24 protein-coding genes and 1 tRNA gene are annotated in these 23,148 nt (G+C 63.0%); 16 read left to right on the forward strand and 9 right to left on the reverse strand.

Annotation, left to right across the window (positions count from 1 at the left end):
- Positions 1–2: 2 nt before the first annotated feature.
- Complete coding sequence (locus MTX19_RS15885) at positions 3–257, reverse strand: hypothetical protein (protein WP_280984373.1); 255 nt, start codon at positions 255–257, stop codon at positions 3–5.
- Positions 258–533: 276 nt separating this feature from the next.
- Here MTX19_RS15885 and MTX19_RS15890 point away from each other — a divergent pair, with 276 nt between their 5' ends.
- Positions 534–1,760 (forward strand): CaiB/BaiF CoA-transferase family protein, encoded by a 1,227-nt coding sequence (locus MTX19_RS15890; protein WP_280984374.1) that lies wholly within the window; start codon positions 534–536, stop codon positions 1,758–1,760.
- 258 nt (positions 1,761–2,018) lie between these two features.
- Here the strand turns inward: MTX19_RS15890 and MTX19_RS15895 are convergent, their stop codons facing one another.
- Positions 2,019–2,714 carry a TetR/AcrR family transcriptional regulator gene (locus MTX19_RS15895; protein ID WP_280984375.1) on the reverse strand — a complete coding sequence of 232 codons (696 nt, stop codon included), beginning with the start codon at positions 2,712–2,714 and terminating at the stop codon, positions 2,019–2,021.
- Positions 2,715–2,949: 235 nt separating this feature from the next.
- Here MTX19_RS15895 and MTX19_RS15900 point away from each other — a divergent pair, with 235 nt between their 5' ends.
- The 3 genes from MTX19_RS15900 to MTX19_RS15910 all read left to right on the forward strand — a co-directional run bounded on the left by MTX19_RS15900 (position 2,950) and on the right by MTX19_RS15910 (position 6,695).
- Positions 2,950–4,182 (forward strand): acyl-CoA dehydrogenase family protein, encoded by a 1,233-nt coding sequence (locus tag MTX19_RS15900; protein WP_280984376.1) that lies wholly within the window; start codon positions 2,950–2,952, stop codon positions 4,180–4,182.
- A 268-nt stretch (positions 4,183–4,450) separates the two neighbouring features.
- Positions 4,451–5,509, forward strand: coding sequence for a phosphotransferase family protein (locus MTX19_RS15905; protein WP_280984377.1), 1,059 nt, complete (start codon positions 4,451–4,453; stop codon positions 5,507–5,509).
- A gap of 250 nt (positions 5,510–5,759) precedes the next feature.
- Positions 5,760–6,695: a DMT family transporter gene (locus MTX19_RS15910; RefSeq protein ID WP_348638299.1), complete on the forward strand. Its 936-nt coding sequence runs from the start codon at positions 5,760–5,762 to the stop codon at positions 6,693–6,695.
- Between the two features lie 143 nt (positions 6,696–6,838).
- Here MTX19_RS15910 and argE read toward each other — a convergent pair whose 3' ends face one another.
- From argE to MTX19_RS15925, 3 genes are all read right to left on the reverse strand, one after another.
- Positions 6,839–8,011, reverse strand: a complete 1,173-nt coding sequence (gene argE / locus MTX19_RS15915) for an acetylornithine deacetylase (RefSeq protein WP_280984378.1) — start codon at positions 8,009–8,011, stop codon at positions 6,839–6,841.
- Between the two features lie 727 nt (positions 8,012–8,738).
- Positions 8,739–10,166 (reverse strand): IS1182 family transposase, encoded by a 1,428-nt coding sequence (locus tag MTX19_RS15920; protein ID WP_280983057.1) that lies wholly within the window; start codon positions 10,164–10,166, stop codon positions 8,739–8,741.
- A 165-nt stretch (positions 10,167–10,331) separates the two neighbouring features.
- A complete protein-coding gene (locus tag MTX19_RS15925; RefSeq protein WP_280984379.1) occupies positions 10,332–11,117 on the reverse strand; it encodes an SDR family oxidoreductase in 786 nt (261 codons plus the stop codon).
- 137 nt (positions 11,118–11,254) lie between these two features.
- On the opposite strand from MTX19_RS15925, the gene MTX19_RS15930 reads away from it, so the two are divergent.
- Both MTX19_RS15930 and MTX19_RS15935 read left to right on the forward strand, forming a co-directional pair.
- Positions 11,255–11,962, forward strand: a complete 708-nt coding sequence (locus MTX19_RS15930) for a histidine phosphatase family protein (protein WP_280984380.1) — start codon at positions 11,255–11,257, stop codon at positions 11,960–11,962.
- An 87-nt stretch (positions 11,963–12,049) separates the two neighbouring features.
- A complete protein-coding gene (locus tag MTX19_RS15935; RefSeq protein ID WP_280977333.1) occupies positions 12,050–12,817 on the forward strand; it encodes an SDR family oxidoreductase in 768 nt (255 codons plus the stop codon).
- A gap of 170 nt (positions 12,818–12,987) precedes the next feature.
- Here the strand turns inward: MTX19_RS15935 and MTX19_RS15940 are convergent, their stop codons facing one another.
- Complete coding sequence (locus MTX19_RS15940; protein ID WP_280984381.1) at positions 12,988–14,211, reverse strand: serine hydrolase domain-containing protein; 1,224 nt, start codon at positions 14,209–14,211, stop codon at positions 12,988–12,990.
- Positions 14,212–14,383: 172 nt separating this feature from the next.
- On the opposite strand from MTX19_RS15940, the gene MTX19_RS15945 reads away from it, so the two are divergent.
- A tRNA-Trp gene (locus MTX19_RS15945) sits at positions 14,384–14,459 on the forward strand.
- Between the two features lie 86 nt (positions 14,460–14,545).
- Here the strand turns inward: MTX19_RS15945 and MTX19_RS15950 are convergent.
- Entirely contained in the window at positions 14,546–15,202 is a 657-nt protein-coding gene (locus MTX19_RS15950) for a site-specific integrase (protein WP_280984809.1), read from the reverse strand.
- 682 nt (positions 15,203–15,884) lie between these two features.
- On the opposite strand from MTX19_RS15950, the gene MTX19_RS15955 reads away from it, so the two are divergent.
- The 9 genes from MTX19_RS15955 to MTX19_RS15995 all read left to right on the forward strand — a co-directional run bounded on the left by MTX19_RS15955 (position 15,885) and on the right by MTX19_RS15995 (position 21,731).
- Positions 15,885–16,571: a hypothetical protein gene (locus tag MTX19_RS15955; protein WP_280984382.1), complete on the forward strand. Its 687-nt coding sequence runs from the start codon at positions 15,885–15,887 to the stop codon at positions 16,569–16,571.
- A gap of 68 nt (positions 16,572–16,639) precedes the next feature.
- The gene (locus MTX19_RS15960) at positions 16,640–16,921 is read left to right on the forward strand and encodes a hypothetical protein (RefSeq protein WP_280984383.1); all 282 of its coding nucleotides are present in this window, start codon (positions 16,640–16,642) and stop codon (positions 16,919–16,921) included.
- Between the two features lie 14 nt (positions 16,922–16,935).
- Entirely contained in the window at positions 16,936–17,712 is a 777-nt protein-coding gene (locus MTX19_RS15965) for a hypothetical protein (RefSeq protein WP_280986055.1), read from the forward strand.
- On the forward strand, positions 17,709–18,128 hold the full coding sequence (locus tag MTX19_RS15970; RefSeq protein WP_280986056.1) for a hypothetical protein: 420 nt from the start codon (positions 17,709–17,711) through the stop codon (positions 18,126–18,128). The genes MTX19_RS15965 and MTX19_RS15970 overlap by 4 nt, the downstream gene beginning before the upstream one ends.
- A gap of 11 nt (positions 18,129–18,139) precedes the next feature.
- Entirely contained in the window at positions 18,140–18,325 is a 186-nt protein-coding gene (locus tag MTX19_RS15975; protein ID WP_280984386.1) for a hypothetical protein, read from the forward strand.
- Positions 18,326–18,336: 11 nt separating this feature from the next.
- Positions 18,337–18,624, forward strand: a complete 288-nt coding sequence (locus MTX19_RS15980) for a hypothetical protein (RefSeq protein ID WP_280984387.1) — start codon at positions 18,337–18,339, stop codon at positions 18,622–18,624.
- Between the two features lie 13 nt (positions 18,625–18,637).
- Positions 18,638–18,832: a hypothetical protein gene (locus tag MTX19_RS15985; RefSeq protein ID WP_280984388.1), complete on the forward strand. Its 195-nt coding sequence runs from the start codon at positions 18,638–18,640 to the stop codon at positions 18,830–18,832.
- Complete coding sequence (locus MTX19_RS15990) at positions 18,829–19,017, forward strand: hypothetical protein (protein ID WP_280984389.1); 189 nt, start codon at positions 18,829–18,831, stop codon at positions 19,015–19,017. Before MTX19_RS15985 ends, MTX19_RS15990 begins: the two co-directional genes overlap by 4 nt.
- A 122-nt stretch (positions 19,018–19,139) precedes the next feature.
- Positions 19,140–21,731 (forward strand): hypothetical protein, encoded by a 2,592-nt coding sequence (locus MTX19_RS15995; protein WP_280984390.1) that lies wholly within the window; start codon positions 19,140–19,142, stop codon positions 21,729–21,731.
- Positions 21,732–21,743: 12 nt separating this feature from the next.
- Here MTX19_RS15995 and MTX19_RS16000 read toward each other — a convergent pair whose 3' ends face one another.
- Together MTX19_RS16000 and MTX19_RS16005 are read right to left on the reverse strand one after the other, a co-directional pair.
- On the reverse strand, positions 21,744–22,685 hold the full coding sequence (locus MTX19_RS16000) for a hypothetical protein (RefSeq protein WP_280986057.1): 942 nt from the start codon (positions 22,683–22,685) through the stop codon (positions 21,744–21,746).
- Positions 22,636–22,851 (reverse strand): hypothetical protein, encoded by a 216-nt coding sequence (locus tag MTX19_RS16005; RefSeq protein WP_280984392.1) that lies wholly within the window; start codon positions 22,849–22,851, stop codon positions 22,636–22,638. The genes MTX19_RS16000 and MTX19_RS16005 overlap by 50 nt, the downstream gene beginning before the upstream one ends.
- Positions 22,852–23,148 lie beyond the last annotated feature (297 nt).

Below are 23,148 nucleotides of genomic sequence, written 5' to 3' on the forward strand. Positions count from 1 at the left end.
GTCTAACAGCCGCGGCAGATGCTCTTCAGCTTGCTGTTGAGCAGGCGGTCCTCCTCGTCCGAGGCCGCTTTGATGTAGGGATCGTCGGCGTGGCGCTTATCGGCGGCAAACGCACCCGCGCCGGTTGCGCCGCCCCCGTGCATACCGTGCATATGAAGCCCGCCGCGCCCGAACCCATGGCCGCCGCGCGCGTCGGCCGCCACCATCGAGACCGCCAGCGCGGTCAGAAACAGCCCCATCGTGGTGATCGTTCGCATGTCCCGCCTCCTTGCGGCGCCAAAATACCGTTGGAAAAGGCGTCAAAACGATGTCGGCCCTTTTCACAATTTCGCGCGGCGGCAATCGGCCTGTCCGGAGGAAGCGTTCGTGGCTGGTTCCCGAAAGAGGTCGCCGCGGATCCCGCACATAGGCCGCAGGCGGATGGCTTCATGCCGACAATGCAGTGCTCGCCTCGCCAAAATGGTGTATCGGCAGGCTCAGCGCGCACGGGCGGAGGTCCGGCGCCGCACAATCACCATATTGGAGGAAAGTTCATGTCGGCTCTGCCACTCTCGGGCATCAAGATTCTCGACCTGACGAGGGTGCTCGCGGGCCCGCTGTCGGCCCAGATGCTGGCGGATCTTGGCGCCGAGGTGATCAAGATCGAGCGGCCCGGCGGGGGCGACGATGCCCGCGCCTTCGGCCCGCCTTACCTCACCGATCCCGAAGGCAGGCAGAACAACAACAACTCGTTCTATCTCTGCGCCAACCGCAACAAGAAGTCCGTCACCGTCAACATCGCCAAGCCCGAAGGCCAGGAGATCATCCGCGAGCTCGCCAAATCGGTCGACGTGATGATGGAGAACTACAAGGTTGGCGACCTCAAGCGCTACGGCCTCGACTACGACACGATCAAGACAATCAACCCCGGCATCATCTATTGCTCGGTGACCGGCTTCGGTCAGACTGGCCCTTATTCCACGCGCGCCGGCTATGATGCGATCCTCCAGGCGATGGGCGGGCTGATGAGCGTCACCGGCCATATCGATGGCGAACCCGGCGCGGGCCCGATGAAGGTCGGCCCCTCGATCGTCGACTACATGACCGGCATGAATTCCTCGATCGGCATTCTCGCCGCGCTCTATCACCGCAAGGTCAATGGCGGCGAGGGGCAGCATGTCGACGTCTGCCTGTTCGACACCGTGATCGCCGCGCTGTCGCACTACGCACAGATCTTCCTGGTCAACGGCAAGACCCCGCCGCGCCGCGGCACCTGGGGCAATGGCGGCATGCCGGCCGGCGTGTTCCGCTGCGCCGACGGCGAATTGATGCTGGTGGTCGGCAATGACGGCCAGTTCCAGCGCACCTGCGCCGTGCTCGGCGAACCCGAGCTCGCCAACGACAAGCGCTTCATCAAGAACAACGACCGCGTCGTGCACGGCAAGGAGATCATGGCGATCTTCGCCGGCCTGTTCCTGAAGAAGCCGGTGGCCTACTGGCTCGAGGAGCTGGAGAAGGCCGGTGTGCCGTCGGGTCCGATCAACGACTTTTCGCAGGTGTTCAACGATCCGCACGTCCAGTCGCGCGGCATGCGGGTCAAGGTCGATCATCCCTTCGAGCACGACCTGTCGCTGATCCGCAACGCGCTGACCTTCTCGGGCACGCCGATCACCGAATACCGCGCCCCGCCGCTGCTCGGCGCCAACACCAAGGACGTGCTGGCCACGATCGGCTATGACGACGCCAAGGTGGAGAAGCTGAAGGCGCAGGGGATCCTGTAACGCCAGAGTTGTTTCGGCCAATTCCGGGCGACGTCGAGATCGATTGCATCGCGATGGTGTGAGAGCGCTGCTTGAACTCGCGCACCGCCCGCTTCACCTCTCCCCATCGGGGAGAGGTCGGCGCGTAGCGCCGGGTGAGGGGTCTCAGGTCCCTCGATAGAGCGTAACCCCTCACCCGATTTGCTGCGCAAATCGACCTCTCCCGATGGGAGAGGTGACGAGCTCGCGGCGAGGGCGCTTCAATCAGCGCGTATCGCTTCACAAATCCTGCCGCGTCAGCCGTCCGTGCACGACCGCCGGCCGCGGGGGCGGCGGCGCGGCGGCCGCGGCTTCGCCCATCGACAGCGCCATCACGGTGACGGCGACCACGCGGTCGATGATGGCCTGCACGTCGTTAAGATCGCATTTGCCTTCGGAGAGCCGCAGCAGGCGCTCCTTCTCGCGGATGGTGTGATGGGCCATCGCCAGCGCGAAGTGCAGCCCCCAATAGAGCTCGGTGTCGTCGCGGCCGGGCATCGCGCGGCGCATCGCCGCTGCGAACTTGCGTAAGTGATCGACCTCGCGGTTCTTGATGCGGCGGATCGGCGGCACCGATTCAATCGACGCCCGGATCATGAAGCGCGCGGCCGTGGAGCCCTCGCGGTCGGGCCCGAGGCAGCCGCGCAGGGTCGGGCCGACGAGGGCGCGCATGATGTCCTCGATTGAGGCGCGGCCGCCGCCTTTTTCCTCCGCCGCCTTCAGTTCATTGAGACGTTCGCGGTTGGTCTGGATGCTGCGGGTGACGAACAGCTCCGCGATCAGTTCGTCCTTGGAACCGAAATGGTAATTCACTGCCGCAAGGTTGACGTTCGCCTCAGCGACGATGTCGCGCAGCGTCACATCGCCGAAGCCGCGGTCGGCGTACAGGCGCTCTGCGGCTCCGAGGATCGCGGACCGGGTCTGATCGCTTGCCATGGCCTTCAACCTCTTCCGTCATTCCGGGGCGCGTCGCAGGCGCGAGCCTTACGGCAGGAGTTGCATTTCAAACATTTGTATGAAACTATCGTTTGAAGAGCCGGAAATGTCAATCCGCGGATGTCGCGGGCGGCGTTCTGGCACACCACGGTCGCGGTCCCGCGAACGCCCTTGCGGGCTGCGGGCGCGAGGTGAACAGTGCAGCCCAAAGTCTAGGAACAACGAGGAGCGTCCCATGGATTTCACGATGTCGGCCCGGCAGAAGGAATGGCTCGAGCGCGTTCAGGCGTTCATGAAGGATCACGTCCGTCCCGCCGTGCCGATCTACGAAAAGCAGGATGCCGAGGGCCCGCGCTGGAAGGTGATCCCGATCCTCGAGGAGCTGAAGAAGAAGGCGAAGGCCGAAGGCCTCTGGAACATGTTCATGCCGCCGTCGTCGCATGAGGACGACGAATTCCATGGCGCGGGATTGACCAACCTCGAATACGCGCTGCTGTCGGAAGAGATGGGCCACATCTCCTGGGCGTCCGAAGTGTTCAACTGCTCGGCGCCCGATACCGGCAACATGGAAGTGCTGATCCGCTACGGCACCAAGGAGCAGAAGCGCAAATGGCTGCGGCCGCTGCTGGACGGCGAGATCCGCTCCGCCTTCCTGATGACCGAGCCGGCGGTCGCTTCCTCCGACGCCACCAACATCGAGACCCGCATCGAGAAGGACGGCGATCACTATGTGATCAACGGCCGCAAATGGTGGTCGTCGGGCGTCGGCGATCCCCGCTGCAAGATCGCGATCCTGATGGGCAAGACCGATCCGAAGGCGGCCAAGCACCAGCAGCAGTCGCAGATCCTGGTGCCGCTCGACACCCCCGGCATCAAGGTCGAGAAGATGCTGCCGGTGTTCGGCTTCGACGATGCGCCGCACGGCCACGCCCAGGTGCTGCTCGAGAACGTGCGCGTGCCGGCCTCGAACCTGTTGCTCGGCGAGGGCCGCGGCTTCGAGATCGCGCAAGGCCGCCTCGGTCCGGGCCGCATCCATCACTGCATGCGCACCATCGGCAAGGCCGAGGAGGCGCTGGAGAAGATGGTGAAGCGGCTGGCCTCGCGCACCGCGTTCGGCAAGAAGATCATCGAGCATTCGGTCTGGGAGCAGCGCATCGGCGAGGCCCGCACCGACATCGAGATGAACCGTCTGCTGTGCCTCAAGGCCGCCGACATGATGGACAAGGTCGGCAACAAGACCGCGCAGCTCGAGATCGCGATGATCAAGGTCGCCGCACCCAACATGGCGCTCAAGATCATCGACCAGGCGATCCAGGCCTTTGGCGGCGGCGGCGTCTCCGACGAGGCCGGGCTGGCGCGCGACTATGCCCACATCCGCACCCTCCGTCTCGCCGACGGTCCGGACGAGGTGCACAATCGCGCCATTGCCAGACTTGAACTTCGGAAGTATGCAAACACGTCGCACTAACGCGAGACGATGTTTGGTTGAACTGGCGTCTCCGCGAAGCTTGCTGCACCTCTCCCGCTTGCGGGGGAGGTCGCAGCGCATCGGAAGATGCGCTGTGGGTGGGGGCTCTCTCCACAGCGGGACTCGCGGCGGCACCCCCACCCCAACCCTCCCCCGCAAGCGGGAGAGGGGGTACAGTTCCTTCGCGGCTGCTATTCAGCTAAACCTCGTGTCGAACCAACGGGAGCGCCTGCTGGCGTTCCCCAAGAACAGTTGAGGGAGCGTCACCGTGGCGGACGGCGTCAGGAAGGACGAAGAATTTTCCGGCACAAGGGAAGTCGAGGAGCGTCATCGTATCAACGAGGCGAATCTCGACGCCTGGATGCAGGACAACGTCGAAGGTTATCAGGGCCCGCTCAAGGTCCTGCAGTTCAAGGGCGGCCAGTCCAACCCGACCTACAAGCTTGAGACTCCCGGCCGCAACTATGTGATGCGCCGTAAGCCGTTCGGTAAATTGTTGCCGTCGGCGCATGCGGTCGATCGCGAGTTCCGCGTCATCGCAGCGCTCGGCAAGCAGAACTTTCCGGTGGCGAAAGCCTACGCACTGTGCACCGATGATGCCGTGATCGGCTCGGCCTTCTACATCATGTCGATGGAGGAAGGCCGGGTGTTCTGGGATCCGACGCTGCCGAGCCAGCCGCCGGCGGCGCGCCGGAAAATCTTCACCAGCAAGATCGAGACGCTGGCGAAGCTTCATTTGTTCAATCCGGAAGCGATCGGACTCGCCGATTTCGGCAAGCCGGGAAATTATTTTGCGCGGCAGGTCGATCGCTGGACCAAGCAATACCGGGCGTCCGAGACGCAATATATCGAGGAATTCGAGAAGCTCGCCGAGTGGCTGCCGAAGACCGTACCAGTGCAGCAGCGCGTCTCGATCGTCCATGGCGACTATCGCCTCGACAACATGATCTTCCATGCCACCGAGCCGCGCGTGCAGGCCGTGCTCGACTGGGAGCTGTCGACGCTCGGCGATCCCATGGCCGACTTCACGTATCTGTTGATGCAGTGGACCATGCCGGGCCTGGCCGGCGCCGATCTCAAGGCGCTGAACATTCCGAGCATGGAGGAGGCGGCGCAGATCTACTGCGACGTCACCAACATCCCGGTGCCGGACCTCAACTGGTATTTCTCCTACAATTTGTTCCGCCTTGCGGGCATCACGCAGGGTATCGCGGGGCGGGTCCGTGACGGCACCGCGTCGAACGCCAAGGCCCTCGAGTCGGCCAAGCGCACCGTGCCGCTGTCGAAGGCGTCATGGGAATACGCGCAGAAGGCCGGCGCGACCTGATACGGAAAATGCGGCGCGATCCTTGAAGAGGTCGCGCCGCTTTCACTTAACCTCGCCCCGCTTGCGGGAGAGGCAAAGGCCGCCTCTGGCGGCCGTTCGGAAAGTAGACGCCGAAGCGCAGCTTCGGCTATGCCGCATCGTTAGATGCGATCCGGGTGAGGGGGAGTCTCCGCGACCTCACCTTTCACCGAGTTTGCCGAGGCAGCCCCTCACCCCGACCCTCTCCCCGCGAAGAGCGGGGCGAGGGAGGATGTTCCCGCCGGATACTGTATTGACGCTCTCCTCGAACCTTTACGGCAGCCTGTTCATGGCCGCGGCCATGGCCAGCTTCACGATGAACGACACCATCACCAAGGGGGTGTCGTCGGAACTCAACATCGGAGAAATACTGGTCGTCCGCGGCGGGTTCGCGATCGTGCTGGTCACGGCGCTCGCCTCCCATCGCAAGGCGTTGCGCAGCTTCCGTTCGCTGTTGATCTGGCCGGTCGGTTTGCGCGTTGTCGGCGAGATCGGCGGCACGCTGACCTATCTCGCGGCGATCTCGCAGATCCCGCTTGCGAATGCCTCGGCGATCTTCCAGGCGCTGCCGCTCGTCATCACGCTGGGTGCGGCGCTGGTGTTCGGCGAGCCGGTCGGCTGGCGACGCTGGCTCGCGATCGCGGCCGGCTTCATTGGCGTGCTGGTGATCGTCCGTCCGGGCGCGGAGGGTTTCAGTCAGGCCGCGCTGCTGGCGCTGGCCTCGGTCGGCTTCTGCGCGGTGCGCGATCTCGCGACGCGCCGCATCCCGAAGCAGCTGCCGACCCTGTTCATCACGTTGCTGACGACCGTGACAGTCAGCACGGCAGGCGCCGTGATCCTGTTTCCGCTCGGCGGATGGAAGGCGCCGTCGGGCCACGCCCTCGGCCTGCTGGCACTCGCCGCGGTGCTGATCCTGATCGGCTATCAATGCATCATCGTGTCGCTGCGCACGGGCGACATCTCGGCGGTGGCACCGTTCCGTTATTTGGCGCTGTTGTGGGCGATGCTGCTTGGCTATCTCGTCTTCGGCCACAAGCCCGACGGGCCGATGCTCGCTGGCGCCGCGATCATCGTGGCGTCCGGTCTCTACGCCTTCTATCGCGAGCGCAAGCGCGACAAGCTCCGTCCCGCTGCAACCGGCCCCGGCCTGCCGCCGGACGGGCTGTGAGTCCGTGCTCCGTAGCTTGGGTGAGCGACTTGTCCGCCGTAGCTCGAAGAGCGAAGGCGGAAACGATACCGGGGGAGTGGTCCCGCATATCGCTTCGCTCATGCGGGCTACGCAACTGCGCTGCTAACCCGCCCTCCAAATCACTAAGACTTCGTACAATGCGCGATCAGCCGCTCGACGAATCCTGCGCAACTTTCGAGCTGCGACATCTCGACGAACTCATCCGGCGTGTGCGCCTGCGCGATCGAGCCGGGGCCGACCACCACCGACGGCACATCCGCCATGCTGACGAACAGGCCGGCCTCGGTGCCGAAGGCCACCTTGGCGTGGTCGTTGCGGCCGGCGAGCTGCTTGGCGAGCGTGACGACGGGATCGTCCGTTGGCGTATCGAGCGCGGGATAGTCGAGGATCTCCTCGAAATCGATGCCGCACTCCGGATGGCGCTTGCGCATTGCGGGTTCGATCTCGGCCCTGGCCCAGGCGACGATCGCATCGGTGACCTGCCTGGACTCGCTGACGCCAAGGCCGCGGCATTCGAATTCCACCGTGCACTGATCCGGCACGATGTTCAGCGCCGCGCCGCCATGCACGATGCTGGTGAGCAGGGTGGTGTGGGGCATGTCGTACAGCTCGTCGCGCGGCCCGTGGCTCGCGAGGTCAAGGGCGCGACGGCGGATCTCGGTGATGAGTTCGGCTGCGTATTCGATGGCGTTGACGCCGTCGGGGGCGATCGAGGAGTGGCGGGCGAGCCCGCGGAACGTGGCGCGGACGCCATGCTTGCCCTTGTGCCCGATGATCACCTGCATCTGCGTCGGCTCGCCGACGAAGCAGCCCAGCGGTTTGACCATCTTGCGGCTCACCTCGCGCAGCATCGGCCGCACGCCGACGCAGCCGATCTCCTCGTCATAGGAGATCGCAAGATGGATCGGCGTCTTGAGTCCGGCGCCAAGCATCTCCGGGACCATGGCAAGACAGACCGCGACAAAGCCTTTCATGTCGGTAGTGCCGCGGCCGTAGAGCCGTCCGTCGCGCTCGACGAGCTCGAACGGATTGTGCGTCCAGTTCTGGCCCGCAACCGGCACGACATCGGTGTGTCCCGACAGCACAAAGCCTGCCTTGTCGTCGGGGCCGATGGTGACCCACAACGAGGCCTTCTGCCCGGTCTCGTCCACGATCCGCTCAGCACTGATGCCGAGCGAGGCGAGGTAGCTCTCGATATGGGTGATGAGGGACAGGTTCGAGCGGTCGCTGACGGTGTCGAAGGCGACCAGATCGGCCAGCAGCTTGCGGATACGGTCGGGGCGTTGGCTTGGCATGGTGCGGCTCATTCGCAGAAACTGAGATTGTACCACTTTGAAGGCACTGATTTGCCCGACGGCGCAAGCCCCTTGCAGAAAAATATTTCTGTTTTTCGGAAGCGCAACTCAGTCTATGATCCACCCGTCTCACCCGATGAGGGGCGCTTCGCGATCGTCACGAGTGTTGGGTTGGGATGCGGTGGACGCCGAGTGCGCAACTGACGAGCACGCGTGAAGTGGACGGTGAAGTCGTGTGGTTCCGACGCCCTAGTGGCAGGTGTCGACTCCCAGGACGCGAAAAGCGTCTCGCGGATGACGGTGACAAACAAGCCCAGTCTCGCCGGGGAGAGCACGTATAAGCCGTAAAACCATCGCGCAGGGAAAGCCGGGATTGCTCCGGTTTCACCTGTGGTCCTACCTCCCGAGCTTTCCATTTGCTCGGGACCCATGGGTGCGATCGGCACCCGGCTTTCCCTGCGCCCTCTGTTTTTAGAGCGGCGTGAATTGCAGCAAACCTCGGACACTTCGTGCCGCGAGAATGCGGATGTATGACTCACAAGCCGCGCCACACACTCACTGTCGTCCCGGCGAAAGCCGGGACCCATACCCACGAATGTTTGTTGTTATGCATCGCCGGAACGACGGGTCCCGTTCACAACACCCGCCGCGGCGTATGGGTCCCGGCCTTCCAGGCCGTGCAAAAATGTCGGCGCGGTGCCTGGAGCTGAGAACGAGGAGGGCACCCTCAAGCTGGACAGGGCCGGAGCGCCTTGAGCAGAGCGGGTACGCTCTTGATGGCAATCAGTCTCTTGAGGTTGTAGGCGATGATGCTGAGCGCCAGTTCGGCTTTGGCTTTGCGCAATCCGCGGACGAGGAAGCGCGGGGTTCCCATCAACCATTTGATGGTCGCGAACGGATGCTCGGCGACTTCGCGGCGGAGCCTCATCCAGCTTGGATCGGCGATCGCCCGCTGATGCATGGCCTCGCGGTCATCGTCATGGAAGCCGCGCACGATGATCCGCTGCGCCGCCTCGGTGCATTGCGATTTCAGCGGACAGGCCGGGCAGGCTTGCGTCCGATATTCCTTCTTCTGTTTGGTGTGGGAGGTCTTGAAGAGTTGGAGGACCTCACCGGCAGGGCAACCCCAGCTGTCGCTCTCTCGGGCGTAGCTGAACTGATCGCGGCTGAAGTATTGCTTGCCCTTCGGATTGACCCGCTCGCCATGCGGTACGATCGCGGTGATCCCGTCCTGCTCACATTGCTTGCCGTGCGCGCCGTTGGCATAGCCGGTATCGGCAACGACGCTCACCTGATCGGCGCCGACGGCCGCCTTGCCCTGCCGGGCCATCGGGTGGAGTTGCTGCAGATCGTTGCCCTCGTTGGTCAGATCGAACGCAACGATCATGTCATGCTGGGCATCGACCGCGATCTGTGCATTGTAGGCAACCTGATGGCCGCGCGGCGTGCGCATGAGCTTGGCCTCAGGCTCACCCAGCACCTTCTGCTTGAGCCCTTCCTGAACCAGCTGTTCGGCCTGCTGCTGCAATTCAGCCCGCTGAGCCCTCAACGCGGCAAGGGCTGCAGCCACGTCGGTCTTGGTCGGCTCAAGCGGCGTCTCCTCGGCGTCGGCCTCATCCATCGCCGTCAGGTAGTCGGCGATCTTGCGCTCGATCGCCGCATCCCGCTCCGCAAGCTTCGCCTTGGTGATCACCTGCTTGCGGCTCGCCGCCGCAGCAATCTTGCTCCCGTCGATCGCCAGGACTTCGCCTCCAAACACCGATTGCTCGCGGCAGAACTTTATAAAGGCCCGGCAGACCCCGGCAATCGCCTCAGGATAGTCCTTGCGGAAGTCCGCAATGGTCTTGAACACCGGCCTCACCCGGTTGATCAGCCAGAACACTTCGACATTGCGCCGAGCCTCACGCTCAAGCCGCCGGCTCGAACGCATCTGGTTCAGATACCCGTAGACATAAAGCTTCAACAGATCGCGCGGATCGTAAGGCGGCCGCCCCGTCGCCTCCGCCTCAACGTTCGAGAAACCCAGCCCGGCAAGGTCCAGGCTGTCCACAAAACCGTCAATGACGCGCACCGCGCTGTCTGCCGCGATCACCTCGTCCAACGTCTCGGGATACAACGTCGCCTGATAGCGCGATTGGCCAACGATGTGTGCCATCCTGCCCCCGAATCCGTCTCTGCCTCCCAAATCCAACATCAGACCGTGGTTTTTGCACGGCCTGCTTCGCCGGGACGACAGCCGCGGATGTAGCGCCAGGGACGACGGTGGTGAACGTGGAGCCATCCGGGTTTTCACCAGGACAGCGAACGGAGCGAGCCTTTGCTAAATCGGCTTGCCTGTATACGGCATCGAGGCGGTGAGGCCGCCGTCGACCGGGATGGCTTGGCCGTTGACGTAGGACGCTTCATCGCTCGCCAGGAACAATCCCATCGCCGCGAGCTCATGCGGCTGGCCCGCGCGCTTCAACGGATTGAGCTGGCCGATCTTGTCGGAGGTGCCGCGCTCCTTGGCGCGGTCGAACACGGGCTTTGTCATTCCGGTTTCGATCAGGCCCGGGCAGACCGCGTTGATGCGCACGCCGGTGCCGGAGAGCGAGTAGGCGGTGGTCTGCACCAGGCTGATGACGCCGGCCTTGCTGGCGCCGTAAGGATGGCCGCTCGCGCCGGCCTTCAGGCCTGCGACCGAGGCAGTGCAGATGATCGAGCCGAATCCCTGCCTGGTCATGTGCGGAATCGAATGCTTGATCGCGAGGAACGGGCCGATCAGATTGACGCGCAGCACTTCCTGCCAATGCTCCACGGTCTGGTCGGCGAGCGGCACCAGGCCGCCGCTGACGCCGGCGTTGGCCCAGATCGCATCGAGCTTGCCGTATTTTGTGACCGCTTTGTCGATGAAGGCTTTGACGTCAGCCTCGGAGCCCGCATCGGCCGTCACAGCTTCAACGGTGCCGCCGGCATCGCGCACCAGCTTTGCGGTTTCATTGACGCCGTCGGTGCGATCGACCGCAATCAGCTTGGCGCCTTCCTTGGTGAAAAGCAAAGAGGCGGCGCGGCCGATGCCGCTTCCAGCGCCGGTGATGATGACGGATTTGCCTTCGAGGCGGCCCATGAGTTTCTCCCTGTGGCGTGATCCGCGGCGGCCTGCCGCGCGACGGAATTCAAACAAGATTTCAAACGTCCGAAGCACTTGAGACGATGTGCGGCGTGACGTACAGCGACGTGGGACACTATTGAAGGGCTCATTCGATGTCCAACCCAGAGCAAGCAAAGGTGATCACGACGCGGTGGTGGTGGGTTCGCCACGCACCGGTGCGCAGCGACGGCGGCAACATCTACGGCCAGGAGGATATCGACTGCGACACCAGCGACAGCGAAGTGTTCGAGGCGGTCGCCAAGATCCTGCCGCGCAACGCGGTGTGGTACTCGAGCAATCTGAAGCGCACGCACAAGACCGCGGAAGCGATCTGGGCCGCAGGCTTTCCGAAGCCGGCAAGCATGACGCAGGAGCGCGACTTCGCCGAGCAGCATCTCGGGCAGTGGCAGGGCATGAACCGCGCCGCGTTCCTCGCCAGCCGTCCGGTCGGCAGCACCTGGTTCGCTGATGTCAACGAGCCCGCGCCCGGCGGCGAGAGTTACATGGACCTCTACACCCGCGTCTGCCGTACGATCGTGCGGATCAATGCCGCGGAGGCGGGCAGGGATGTGATCGCTGTCGGCCATGGCGGCGTGATCAAGTGCGCTGTCGGTCTTGCGCTCGGCGGCCAGCCGGACAGGGGGCTCGCCTTCGACATCGACAATGTCTCGGTGACGCGGCTCGATCATGTCGCGGCGCCCGGCCTGTCGACCTGGCGGTTGCCGATGGTGAACCAGCAGCCCTGGATCGCCGATCCCCGGCACGCCGCGATGCATCAGCAGTCCGGGCCCGAAGTTCGGCCGGCGAGCAAGCTCGCGTGATGCCCCTATCGCAACACCGGAACGCTGCTTAAGCTCAACGCAGAATTCAAGACCTCAGACTCAAAACCTCAGATTTGGGAGAGAAACATGACCTTGTTCGACATGAAGGGGAAAGTCGCCGTCATCACCGGCTCGACGCGCGGTATCGGACGCGCCATTGCCGAGCGCATGGCCGAGCACGGCGCCAAGGTCGTGATCTCCTCGCGCAAGGCCGACGTCTGCGACCAGGTGGCGAAGGAGATCAACGAGACCTACGGCAAGGGCACCGCGGTCGCGATCGCGGCGAACATCTCGTCGAAGGAAAACCTGCAGAACCTCGTCGACGAGAGCAATCGCGCCTTCGGCAAGATCGACGTGCTGGTCTGCAATGCGGCATCGAACCCGTATTACGGCCCGCTGGCCGGCATTTCCGACGATCAGTTCCGCAAGATCCTCGACAACAACATCGTGGCCAACAATTGGCTGATCTCGATGGTGGTGCCGCAGATGATCGAGCGCAAGGACGGCTCGATCATCATCGTCTCCTCGATCGGCGGCCTGAAGGGCTCGACCATCCTCGGCGCCTACGCGATCTCGAAGGCGGCCGACATGCAGCTCGCGCGCAACCTCGCCTGCGAATACGGCAAGCACAACATCCGCGTGAACTGCATCGCGCCGGGCCTGATCAAGACCGACTTCGCCAAGGCGCTGTGGGACAATCCGGACAATCTGAAGGCCTCGACCTCGCGCTCACCGCTGCTGCGGATCGGCGTGCCGGACGAGATCGCGGGCGCCGCTGTTTTCCTCGGCTCGCGCGCCGGCGACTTCATGACCGGCCAGACCATGGTGATCGACGGCGGCGCGACGATCAGCTGACGCCGGCTTTGGTGCGCAAAGCGCGCCGCACACTCAACTGGTCATCACCCGCGAAAGCGGGTGATCCAGTAAACTCAGGCCTCCCGGTTCCTCACAACCGTCGCGGCGTAATGGAGGCCCCGCATGCGCGGGGCATGACAGTTCTGGGTACGGAGCGGGGAGTGTCGAACTCACTCCACCGCCGCGTACACTCCGTTGCGCACCAGCGAGCGGAAATACTCGCGTTGGCCGGGACCCTGCATCATGAAGACCGCGATCAGGTCTTCGCTCGGGTCGATCCAGAAGAACGTGCCGGCCATGCCGCTCCAGAAGAACTGGCCGACCGAGCCGGAGAACGGCGCCATGCCCTGCTGCATGCGCACGGCGAAGCCGAGGCCGAAGCTGTGGCCGGGCGATACCAGCGTGCCCTGGATCTTGACGTCGGCGCCGAGATGATCCGACGCCATCAGCTCGAGCGTCTTGCGGCCGATGATCCTGGTGCCGTCGAGCGAGCCACGGTTGAGCAGCATCTGTGCGAAGCGCGCGTAGTCCATCGTGGTCGAGACCAGTCCGCCGCCGCCGGACTCCATCGCCGGCTTCTCCAGCATGTTGAACAGCTGCACCTTCTCGTTGGTCCAGGGATCGGTCGCAAGGGCCTCGGCGAGCCGGCCGGCATTCTCCTGCCCGGTGTGGAAGGCGGTCTCCGTCATCTGCAGCGGGCTGAGGATACGTTCGGTCAGGAACGCGCCGAGCGTCTGGCCGCTGACCACCTCGATGATGCGGCCGAGGATGTCGGTGGAGCGGCTGTAGTTCCACTCGGCGCCGGGCTGGCAGACCAGCGGCATGCCAGCGAGCATGGTGGCGTGCTCGGCATTGGTGATCTTGCGGCTGCGCAGCCGCGACTGCTGGTAGAGCTGCTGCACCAGGCCGTTGCCAGTGTGGTCATAGGTCAGACCGGAGGTGTGGCGGAGCAGGTCCTGGATCGTCATCTGCCGCTTGGCCGGGACGAGCTCGAGCTTGCCGTTGTGTTCGACGCCGACCTTGGTCGCGGCGAATTCGGGGATGAATTTGGCAACGGGGTCGTTGAGCAGGAAGTGGCCGTCCTCCAGCAGCATCATGATGCCGACCGAGACGATCGGCTTGGTCATCGAGAAGATGCGGAAGATCGTGTCATGGGCCATCGGCGCAGAGGCCAGCGGGCTCTGCCGGCCGATCGCGTCGAACCAGCCGATTTGGCCGCGCCGTGCCACCAGCACCGTCACGCCGGGCGTGTTCCCCTTGTCGACCTCGCGCTTGAAGGTGTCGGACATCGCCTGCAGCCGCAGGCTCGACAGCCCGATCGATTCGGGCTTGGCGAGGGGGAGGGATGGGGTCTTCGGGCTGGCGGCGTGCCTGGCGGCGGTTTGAGCGTTCATGGTCTCTCCCTGTGCTCTTGTGATTGTTGCGGCGGGGTGCCAGCAAGGGGTGATGGCCGAAGTCTGGCGCAGAAGTTCTGCATTGAACAGGACGTTCAGCGCTTCGCCCTTGCAAAGCGGCCATGCCCTGTGCTTGAAACGGCGCGAACCGGCGGCGACGCCGGTTCCCTGCAGGAGTGTAGCTCAATTGGTAGAGCACCGGTCTCCAAAACCGGGGGTCGCAGGTTCGAGCCCTGCCACTCCTGCCAGTTAAATCAATTAGTTAGCTGGCACGTTAAACGCTTCCCATCCCAGCGCTGTCCCAAGTTGTGTCCCAAAGTGTTCTACGGCCGTTCTACAGCGCCACCATGCCGGCAAGTTCCTTGCTGATGCGGTCTTTGTCGGTGGCGATCTCCTTCGCGTAGGACTTCAGAAGCGTATAGGGATCGTGGCCCAGGCGCCGCGCCACGACGTCGACGGGGACGCCGCGCCGGAGGAGTTGGGTGCCATGGCTGCCGCGCAGATCGTGGAACCGCAGGCCGGGGAAGCCGAGCTTGCCAGCCAGCTTCGTGAATGCCCGGGTCACCGCCCGCGGATCACGGGGCCGCGTGAAGTCCGATTTCGGCCCGGCAAAAGAGGGGAAGATCAGGGCGTCATCGGCCAGCTTCAGCAACGACAGGTCGACCGCCCCCGAGTTATCCACAATCCCGGCCTTGAGCCTCAAGAACCGGTCCCGCTCTGCCGACAGTAGTTCGACCAGCCGCTCTTCGATGTCGATGTCCCGGATCCCGCGCTTGGTCTTGGGCGGCTTGAAGCCGATATTGCCCTTGGTCTGCTCGAGCGCGCGGCGGACGCGCAGGATTTTCTTCTCTGTGTCGAGATCAGACCAGCGCAAAGCGAGGATCTCGTTACGGCGCATCCCGGTATAGGCCGCGATGGCGACAATCAGGAAAAGCGCCGAGCGGCGGAAGCCCTCGACCAGTTTCTTCATCTGCTCTTCGTCGAGCGCGATGCCGTGATCTGCCTCGTCGGCAGCCTTCCAACACCCCTACCAACTGTACTGCCAACACCCCTGCCAACGGGTACCAACGATACTACCAACGCCTGTTCTCCAACCCCCCATACCCCCCGAGCGTTGGAAGCGCTCTCGCGGTCGCTGGGACCGCTCACGCTTCCGGCCGCTCAAGGAAGGGAAGGGCGGAAAGACCTCGTTCCTGGCGTGCGTGTAGTAACCGCGGAACGGCTGGCGATCAGTCGGGCATAATGCGCTGCCCTGGTCGAGCTTGTAACAGGTTATCATCGTTAGATTCGGCGTGGTCTGGGCCAACCCTTGGGACATACACTGCCCGTCAGCCTCACGATCGTGTGCAAGATCAGGTGTTTGCAGGCACAGCACCACCGGTTTGCGCATTCGGTGAAGGGATCTCACGCGCGAGTGCCAACCCAGTCTTTCACTCTGTTGAAGCAGTCCAGGCGCGGCCGCGCGCGCGAGCCGCCAGCGAAACGGCTGAACGTGCCGAAAAGGCTCTGATTTCCCGGCATTTAGACCGGGGTGGGGTGGGGTGGCCCCGGAAAGCCGGCCTCGACCGTATTATCGAGGTCGTCCTAAAATTTCGCGCCGCTCCGAAAAATTCCGGCCGCGTCCCTCTGCAAACATCGTCCACATCTGCGTCGCGCCACTGCCCGGTGATGCGATGAGCGATCAATTCGACATCTTCGATGATCTCGATGAGATCGCGCAGCAGTTCAGCCCCGCCGGAAATGTCGGCACGAAAAAGCCGCGGCGCCGGGGCAGGGGCAAGTACATGATGGTCTCTGCCGCGCTGGCGCGCGCCAAAGTAGCCCGGCCGGCTCCAGACTCACCGGCGGCCGCCGTAAGCCCGCCTGAGGCCATTCCGGAGAAGACGAGGCCGGCGCCGGGCCGGATCGTCCGCACGAAGGCCGAGCTGATCGCGGTGCTGCGGGATAGAAAAGAGGCCCTCAACCTTTCCCATGAGACCATGGACCGTCTGGTTGGCTGGGCTGATCGGATGTCGACGAAAGCGTTAGTTCCGGTGCCGCGGCGGGGATTGAGCGGCGCGATGTTGCAGGCGGTCCTGGATGCGCTCGGGCTCGGCGTTGCGGCGGTGGTGATCGTCGAGGATCCGGAGCAGGCCGACAAGATGCGGTCGCGGTGGCCGGCGCGCGGCAACAGTGGACCACGGCCAAACCGTAGTGCGTTGTTGTCGACTGGAGACATGTCGCATCCTTTGTTGGCTTTTGAAAACGCCACCACGGAGACGACGAGTGTCGCAATTGGAGATGATGGGCACCCGAGTGGAGCCGGAGATGAAGGAGCGGATCAAATCCGCTGCAGCAAAGGAGCGCCGGAAGGTCGCTGACTGGATCCGCTGCCGTCTCGAGGACGCCCTTCAGGCGGCAGAACCGGTCATCGAAAAGGAAATCCACCATGGTTGAAAAAGTGAGCCATACTGCGGTCACGGCGAGCACCGCGCCGTTCACCTTGAATGGGGGCACCTATCACGCGAACCTCTCGGGGACAGTCGCACATGGCATCGACACCCCCGAGCTGCAGCAGCTGGTGAACGGGTCGTTTGTCAGCGTCGATCCGCCGATCCGCTTCCTGGCGACCGAGGTCGGCGGCAGCAAGGCCGCGAAACTCGCCGCGGGCACCTACCGGTGGCGTATTCCAAACGGTCACAATGTAACCGTCAACATCATCGCGCAGTGAAGGGGCTGGTCGCGATGTTCAAGAAGTCCGCCGCCCCGCCGCCGGCAAAGGCCAGCGAGCGCATCGACCATTCGCCGCGCGCCGGGCGCGCTGATGAGGTCGCCGGCCTGCTCGATGGCGCCAAAGCCGTCCTTGCAGGTCTGGAAGCCGAGCTTCCGCCGCTGATCCTCGATGCGGTCAGTCGCAAGCCAGAGGCCGCGGAGCGGCTATCTGCCCACCGGGACCGTGTGGACCAGGCAAAGAGAGCGGTAGCCGAACTGCAAATGGCGCAAAGCCTTGCCGCGCGGCTCGATCGGGAGGCGGTGGCAGAGCAGAACGCGCGATCGCGTGCGGATCAGTTGGCCGTTTTCAAATCGTGCATGGCGAAGCGCGACGCTGCGGTTAAATCGCTGATGTCGGCCGCGGCCACGATGTCGAGCGCTTTCGGCGACTATCTCAACGCCACCGACCTCGCCAAGGGCGCCTTGCCCGCCGGCGTCACGTTTCCCTATGTCGGGGTTGGCCCGCTCGGGCTCGGCGGCCGCGGTGACGGGCCGCTCGACTTGCTGATTCTCGCGGAGCTTCACCGGCTGGCACCGCTCCGGCGGGCAGATACGAACGATTTTGCGGCGCTGCCCTTCGCGCGGCCGCTGCATCCGGGGAACGCCCTGAAGCCATCCTCGACACCTGCCGGGCTCGACGAATACCGGGCGGCGGCGGAAAAAATCACCATGGACATCGAAAGCCAGATCAGGGCCCTGGATGTCGCCGATCTCACCGAGGTCGAGAACATGGAGGCCTCAGCAGCATGACCGATGTGTGGACTATGACGCCGGACCAGGCCACGGCCAAGCTCGCCGAGATGTCGAGCGAATACGCCACGGCTTCCGCGAACAACTTCACTGCGCCCCAGCCGACTGTCGAGCAGCTTGCAGCCGAGCAGGCGGCAGCCGCTGAAAAGCGCGATGCCGACACTGTGCTCGACCACCTGATCGCGGCAGGTCTTTCGCCTGAAATCAGCGAGGCGGGCCTTGAAGTTCAACAGTACATCGAGGGCAAACGCTCGATCACACCGCAGCTGCGCGCCGCGGTCGACGCCAAAATCGAGTCATGGAAGCGCGACCCCGAGTGGCAGAAGAAACTGCTCGGTGGAGATCCGGAAGCCGCTCGTTTGCTTGCCATCGCCTCGGCGATGCGTTTAGCCCCAGTTCAAGAAGCCAAAGCATAGGAGATCAAAGAATGCCCGACCACGTAATCAAGGTGATCGATCCGAAGACTGGTGAGCTTCGTCACGTGACGCTGTCGCTCACCGACAAGCAGTTCCTGGATGCGAAGCGCTCCAACCTGCGCGACCTCACGCCGAAGATGCGCGCCGCGATCCCGGCGGGCTTCATGCCTGCGGGTGAAAGCTTCGCAACTCCCTAGGAGCGCAAACCATGCCGACGTCAGCGGAAGGCAAGGCATTCACCAACATCTCGGCGTCGACCACCGCGTTCGCGCTCAACGGTGGGAAGTACGGGGTCGACGCTGTCGCGACGTTCGGCGGCGGCTCGGTGAAGCTCCAGAAGCTGCTCGGAGACGGCACGACCTATCAGTCGGTCAGCACCGCGACGGATTTCACCGCCGCAGGCTATGCGGTGATCGATCTGCCGCCGGGCCAGTACCGGTTCACGATCGCCACCGCGACGGCCATTTACTGCGCTGTGACCCGCATCCCTTATTGAAAGTCCCGAGACCATGGATGAGACAGCCATCGAGATTTCGCTAACCCCACAGATGGTGATCGCGATCATCCGCTCGCAGGACCTCTGGCCGATCGACAAGAAGGCGCCGGAAGGCTTCTTCGACGTGCAGGAGAAAATCGGGCAAGCGCTTGCTGAAAACCCGGCGGCGCGCGCGGCCGTCAAGTCGATCGAGGACAGCGCGTCTTGAGCGATCCTAACTCAGCGGTGGTTGGTCTTAAGCGCGAGATCAAAACGGTCCGCGCGAAGGTCCGCGAATTGACCGGAGAGAACGAGCGGTGGCGCGATGTCGCGCGCACACTTCGACAGCTCGCCGGACTTTCTGATGCGCAGTACAGCCGTTTGTTGAATGCGGCATCTTTGCCGATCGAGTAGGCCGCGCTCGCTATAGAGCGCTTCGGAGTTGGGCTTTCCGCAACAAGCCTCGCCATGGACAACGGCGTTAACGTCTTTCGGTCGCTGCTCCGACAGCAGTGCGTCACTCGAAAGACGTTGCCATGCTGTCGGTCCGCCGGAAATTGATTGCTCTTGCTGTCGCCATCGCTCTATCGCCGTTGGCCGCGATCGCGCAGCAATTTAACACCCTCCCACCGAACAGCGTGATTGGCCGTATCGGCAACGGCGTTTCCGGCCCCGCGTCGGCAATTCCGTTCAGTCTCCTGAGCACGCAACTCGGCGCGCTCAACGAAGCTCAAGGATATCAGCGCGTCCTGGGCTTGGTCAGCGATGCCGTGCAGACGCCGACCAGCATCACCATCGCGTCCGGCCAGCACGCCCTCGTTACCGGCATCTCTCTTGGAGCCACGTGTGTCAGGGGATCGACCGTTGTCATCCCCGGTGCAGGCCTCGCTACCCCGGGGACTGGCGTAACGGACTACGCGCCGCTGGTGGCCAATGTGAGCAGCGTCAGCGGAACGACCTATGTCCTCGACACGAACGCGTCGACCACGATCGCCGGCACCGTCGGGACCGTGACCTGCGGCACCGACAACACGGCCGCGGTGAATAACGCGCTCACGCTTCAGGCCAATTCTTACTTTCCCGTCGGCACCTACCTCATCGCTGGGAACGTCACCGTTCCCAGCAGTCGCAACTTGATGATCCCGGATCGAACCCATGTCTTCAGCGCCGGCCGGTTCACCACGGCGGAAGCCGGCGCGCACGATGTTCACTACGTCATTGACGGCGATCTTCACTCGCTGGGAATGCAGGTCGCGGCAACTCCTACAGGTCTCGGCTGGCCCGTCGATACCAATGGCAACACTCCTGTCCGCGGATTTCTCGAGTTCGGTGCGAAATACACCGGCGCTACTGGATCGGACCAGGGCGCGAACTTCTCAGTGTCTGGCACCGGCTCGATTTGCGGTGAATTCAGCGGCACGCCCAACTTCAACAATCCCGTTTTCCAGCTCAACCGCAAGGGAATCCTGGCGCTCTACGCCTCAAACGTCCTGATCAACGTGCGAGAGGTCTGCGGCTTCCATGGCGAGGCCGTCATTGCGGTGCCTGGACCCGGCAATGTGCAGTCGATCCGCCTCACCGGAATGTACGTGCACGACGTGCGGTTCGACGCGCTCGACTTCAATGCGCCGTTCACCCTCAGCCCGGCCATTACGATGGGCGGAAACGAGGGGCTGTTGATCGACCACAACTACATCGAGAACTCCTACATCGGCATCGAGTCGCCGATCGGGACGGTCACGGCGAACCGCATCAATAACTACGTCTACACGGGCATCCAGTGGGGTCTCGGCTCCGGCCTTGGGCCGATGATCGTGACCGGCAACACGGTTGTCGGAGGCGGAACGGCGTCTGGTGCCAGCCTCGCCGTCTGCGGCTCGGCGTCGCGGTCAAGCGTCGGCACGTGCCTCGGGTTCAGCCAATCGCCCTACATTCCAGGGACGAATTTTGTTGTCGCGAACAACATCGTCATCAATCCGGGCGACTCCTGCTATGTGTTTGTGAACGCCTCGTACGGGCAGTTTTCGAACAACCAGTGCAACGGCGCAGGGCAGGCGACCTCGGCGGCCGCGTTCGACTTCACGAACGTTCACTACGTTTTCGGCAGCGGCAATTCGGATATCAATGCCGGCGCGCATTGGACCGCGTCGATCGTGTCCAACACGTCGGATAATCTGGCGCTCGGACCGGTGACAACGGCGAGCAAAGGTTCGCTGGTCGCGATGGGCAATGACAACATCTCGACCTATATCTCGCCCAGTGCCACGGCCGGCCTGCCGCTGATCAACAATGTCGGCGCTGCGCCGTCATACGGACAAGTTGGTGTCGCCGGCGGCGGTACAGGCGCGGCAACCCTACCGGCGCATTCCGTTCTGCTCGGCAATGGCACCGGTCCTATTGGCAACGTGCTCGGCTCGACCGCGGGACAGCCCCTCGTCGCGCAAGGTTCCTCAGTCAACCCGGCGTTCGCAACGCTGGGCATTGTCGGCGGTGGCACGAACTGCGCGGCTGCGTCTGGCACATGCTTGGACAACATCACTGGCTTTGCGACCAACGGCATGATGGTGCGAACCGGCGCCGGCACCTACACGTTCACCAACCCGACCGGCGCGGTGAAGAACAACGGTTCCGGAACGTTGTCTCAGGCTGCGTGTGCTGATCTCTCCAACGCGGCGGCATCTTGCAGCACGGACACGACGAACGCCGCGAACATCTCAAGCGGGACGCTGCCGAGCGGGCGGGTCAGCGGCGCCTACACCGGGATAACGAACATTGGGACCATCCCGTCGTTGTCGGTGTCGAATACGATCAGCACCAGCTGGCAGACGGACGCGTCGTCTCAATCGCAGATCAGCCTCGCCCAGAACGCGACCGCCAACATCGCGACCGGTTCCGGATTGCTCATTGTGTACGATGCGAGCAATGGAAACTGGGCGCTGGTCTTCGTCGGCGGCGGCAACACGACGATCCTGAACCAGAACGCGGCAGAGTTCGCCGTGACGTCGTCGCCGAGCACGAGCCAAACCGGCATCGTCTACAACGGCTCGACGAACTACATCATCAAAAACGGGTTTGCAGCGAGCCACGGCTACAACGTGTATGGCATGCGGATTAACTCCGCCAACTGATCCAGTGAGTGGTTAAGCCGGTGCTGTTGCCGGCACAAGCGCGAGTTGAGGCTGCGACACGCGCACCATGGCACGGCCGAGATGATTTTCGATAACTTTAAATGCTGGGGTGTTACTGAGCGTATGCATGTAGCAGTGATGCAGCGTGAGAACGAGATCTTGAAGTCTCTGGTCCGCCTCGAGATCAACGATCTCCAGTCCCGCTTTCTTGCACTGATCGATCTGAAAATGTGTGTTGTGTTCTTTGCTATCGCTCAGATTTGAAAGGATGTCACAAACGGATTCGATTTTCGCCGCTTGCTCATTTCCCGGCAACGCAGAGAACATGTTCTCTGCCAAGGTCCTGCGAATGAATCCGTCCGCAGCAAGCACCGCCCACTCGCATCGTTGCAAGAACGATGGTGTGATCTTTTGCAGTATGGGATTCCAAAATAGGGCCGATTGGTTGTTCTTCAGAATTTCATCATGAGCGCGGCGCACCTCCTTCAGGAGGCCCACTGCAGAAATTGATCCGTACTGCGGGTCGACCGGCCCCAAGCTGGACTCTTTGCCCATAACGATGCTGCTACAGGAGCAGGCGATCATCGTGCCCGCGGACATGGCAATCTGCGGCACAATTGCACGGATATCATTGCCGAACATGCTGCGAAGATAATCGACAAGAGACTCCGCAGCCGCGCCGTCACCACCAGGAGTGTGCAAGATCAGATCGAGGCCACGATCTCGCTTCAGCTCATGGATGCAGAGCATGAAGCCATTCTTGTCCTCGTCGTTGATCTGTGTTCCCTCAATTCGCGGCTTGCTTAGAAAGCCCGAATAGTACGCGATCACGTTGCGCTTGGTGTGCGTGAAAAGCCTTTTGAGGTATTTTCGCCGAACGACGTCGAAAGCCGATTCGTTGTGATCAGCCTGGTAGACGGAAATCTCGCGAAGTACGCTGTTCCAGTTCGGCATTCGAGTGCACCCCCATATGCACCGGAACGTTTGGCGTTCCGTACGTGATTACGGAAGGTACATCTGCGTACGCGCCTGGAAGCGTGAGATCGGCCGGATCGGCTTCGGGGGTGATGTGCCCCATCCGAATAAGATCGTCGAACATTTCTGAAACGATCAGTTTCATCGGAAGCCTCCAAAATCTCTCTAACAACAACGGTAAAGCAGCTTTTTCGATCCGCAGTCAAAGTAAAAAACAGGTTGCTTTTCGCCAAATGCCACTGATTCTGCAATCAGTGGTTAACGTACGTGCGTACGCGAGCCTTGGCGAGCGGAAAATAGTCAAGCGCAACCGTAGGTGGGATGCAAGCCCTGCGATCGCCCTGATAGCCGAAAGTATGTGGGGCGAGGCCCGCCAGCAGGCCCTAACCGACGCCCTTGGCGAAATTAATCACCTCTCCCCCAGTCGAAGCCGGGTATCGAC

This window comes from Bradyrhizobium sp. ISRA464, assembly GCF_029910095.1.
Taxonomy (GTDB): domain Bacteria; phylum Pseudomonadota; class Alphaproteobacteria; order Rhizobiales; family Xanthobacteraceae; genus Bradyrhizobium.

Excerpts from the sequence above, each read along its gene's own strand:
- MTX19_RS15920 (WP_280983057.1), bottom strand. The coding sequence starts at position 10,166 with ATGGCACACATCGTTGGCCAATCGCGCTATCAGGCGACGTTGTATCCC.
- MTX19_RS15955 (WP_280984382.1), top strand. The coding sequence starts at position 15,885 with ATGAGCGATCAATTCGACATCTTCGATGATCTCGATGAGATCGCGCAG.
- MTX19_RS15965 (WP_280986055.1), top strand. The coding sequence starts at position 16,936 with ATGTTCAAGAAGTCCGCCGCCCCGCCGCCGGCAAAGGCCAGCGAGCGC.
- MTX19_RS16005 (WP_280984392.1), bottom strand. The coding sequence starts at position 22,851 with ATGAAACTGATCGTTTCAGAAATGTTCGACGATCTTATTCGGATGGGG.
- MTX19_RS16000 (WP_280986057.1), bottom strand. The coding sequence starts at position 22,685 with ATGCCGAACTGGAACAGCGTACTTCGCGAGATTTCCGTCTACCAGGCT.
- MTX19_RS15890 (WP_280984374.1), top strand. The coding sequence starts at position 534 with ATGTCGGCTCTGCCACTCTCGGGCATCAAGATTCTCGACCTGACGAGG.
- MTX19_RS15960 (WP_280984383.1), top strand. The coding sequence starts at position 16,640 with ATGGTTGAAAAAGTGAGCCATACTGCGGTCACGGCGAGCACCGCGCCG.
- MTX19_RS15895 (WP_280984375.1), bottom strand. The coding sequence starts at position 2,714 with ATGGCAAGCGATCAGACCCGGTCCGCGATCCTCGGAGCCGCAGAGCGC.
- MTX19_RS15885 (WP_280984373.1), bottom strand. The coding sequence starts at position 257 with ATGCGAACGATCACCACGATGGGGCTGTTTCTGACCGCGCTGGCGGTC.
- MTX19_RS15935 (WP_280977333.1), top strand. The coding sequence starts at position 12,050 with ATGACCTTGTTCGACATGAAGGGGAAAGTCGCCGTCATCACCGGCTCG.
- MTX19_RS15975 (WP_280984386.1), top strand. The coding sequence starts at position 18,140 with ATGCCCGACCACGTAATCAAGGTGATCGATCCGAAGACTGGTGAGCTT.
- argE (WP_280984378.1), bottom strand. The coding sequence starts at position 8,011 with ATGCCAAGCCAACGCCCCGACCGTATCCGCAAGCTGCTGGCCGATCTG.
- MTX19_RS15925 (WP_280984379.1), bottom strand. The coding sequence starts at position 11,117 with ATGGGCCGCCTCGAAGGCAAATCCGTCATCATCACCGGCGCTGGAAGC.
- MTX19_RS15940 (WP_280984381.1), bottom strand. The coding sequence starts at position 14,211 with ATGAACGCTCAAACCGCCGCCAGGCACGCCGCCAGCCCGAAGACCCCA.
- MTX19_RS15910 (WP_348638299.1), top strand. The coding sequence starts at position 5,760 with ATGTTCCCGCCGGATACTGTATTGACGCTCTCCTCGAACCTTTACGGC.
- MTX19_RS15980 (WP_280984387.1), top strand. The coding sequence starts at position 18,337 with ATGCCGACGTCAGCGGAAGGCAAGGCATTCACCAACATCTCGGCGTCG.
- MTX19_RS15985 (WP_280984388.1), top strand. The coding sequence starts at position 18,638 with ATGGATGAGACAGCCATCGAGATTTCGCTAACCCCACAGATGGTGATC.
- MTX19_RS15900 (WP_280984376.1), top strand. The coding sequence starts at position 2,950 with ATGGATTTCACGATGTCGGCCCGGCAGAAGGAATGGCTCGAGCGCGTT.
- MTX19_RS15995 (WP_280984390.1), top strand. The coding sequence starts at position 19,140 with ATGCTGTCGGTCCGCCGGAAATTGATTGCTCTTGCTGTCGCCATCGCT.
- MTX19_RS15930 (WP_280984380.1), top strand. The coding sequence starts at position 11,255 with ATGTCCAACCCAGAGCAAGCAAAGGTGATCACGACGCGGTGGTGGTGG.
- MTX19_RS15970 (WP_280986056.1), top strand. The coding sequence starts at position 17,709 with ATGACCGATGTGTGGACTATGACGCCGGACCAGGCCACGGCCAAGCTC.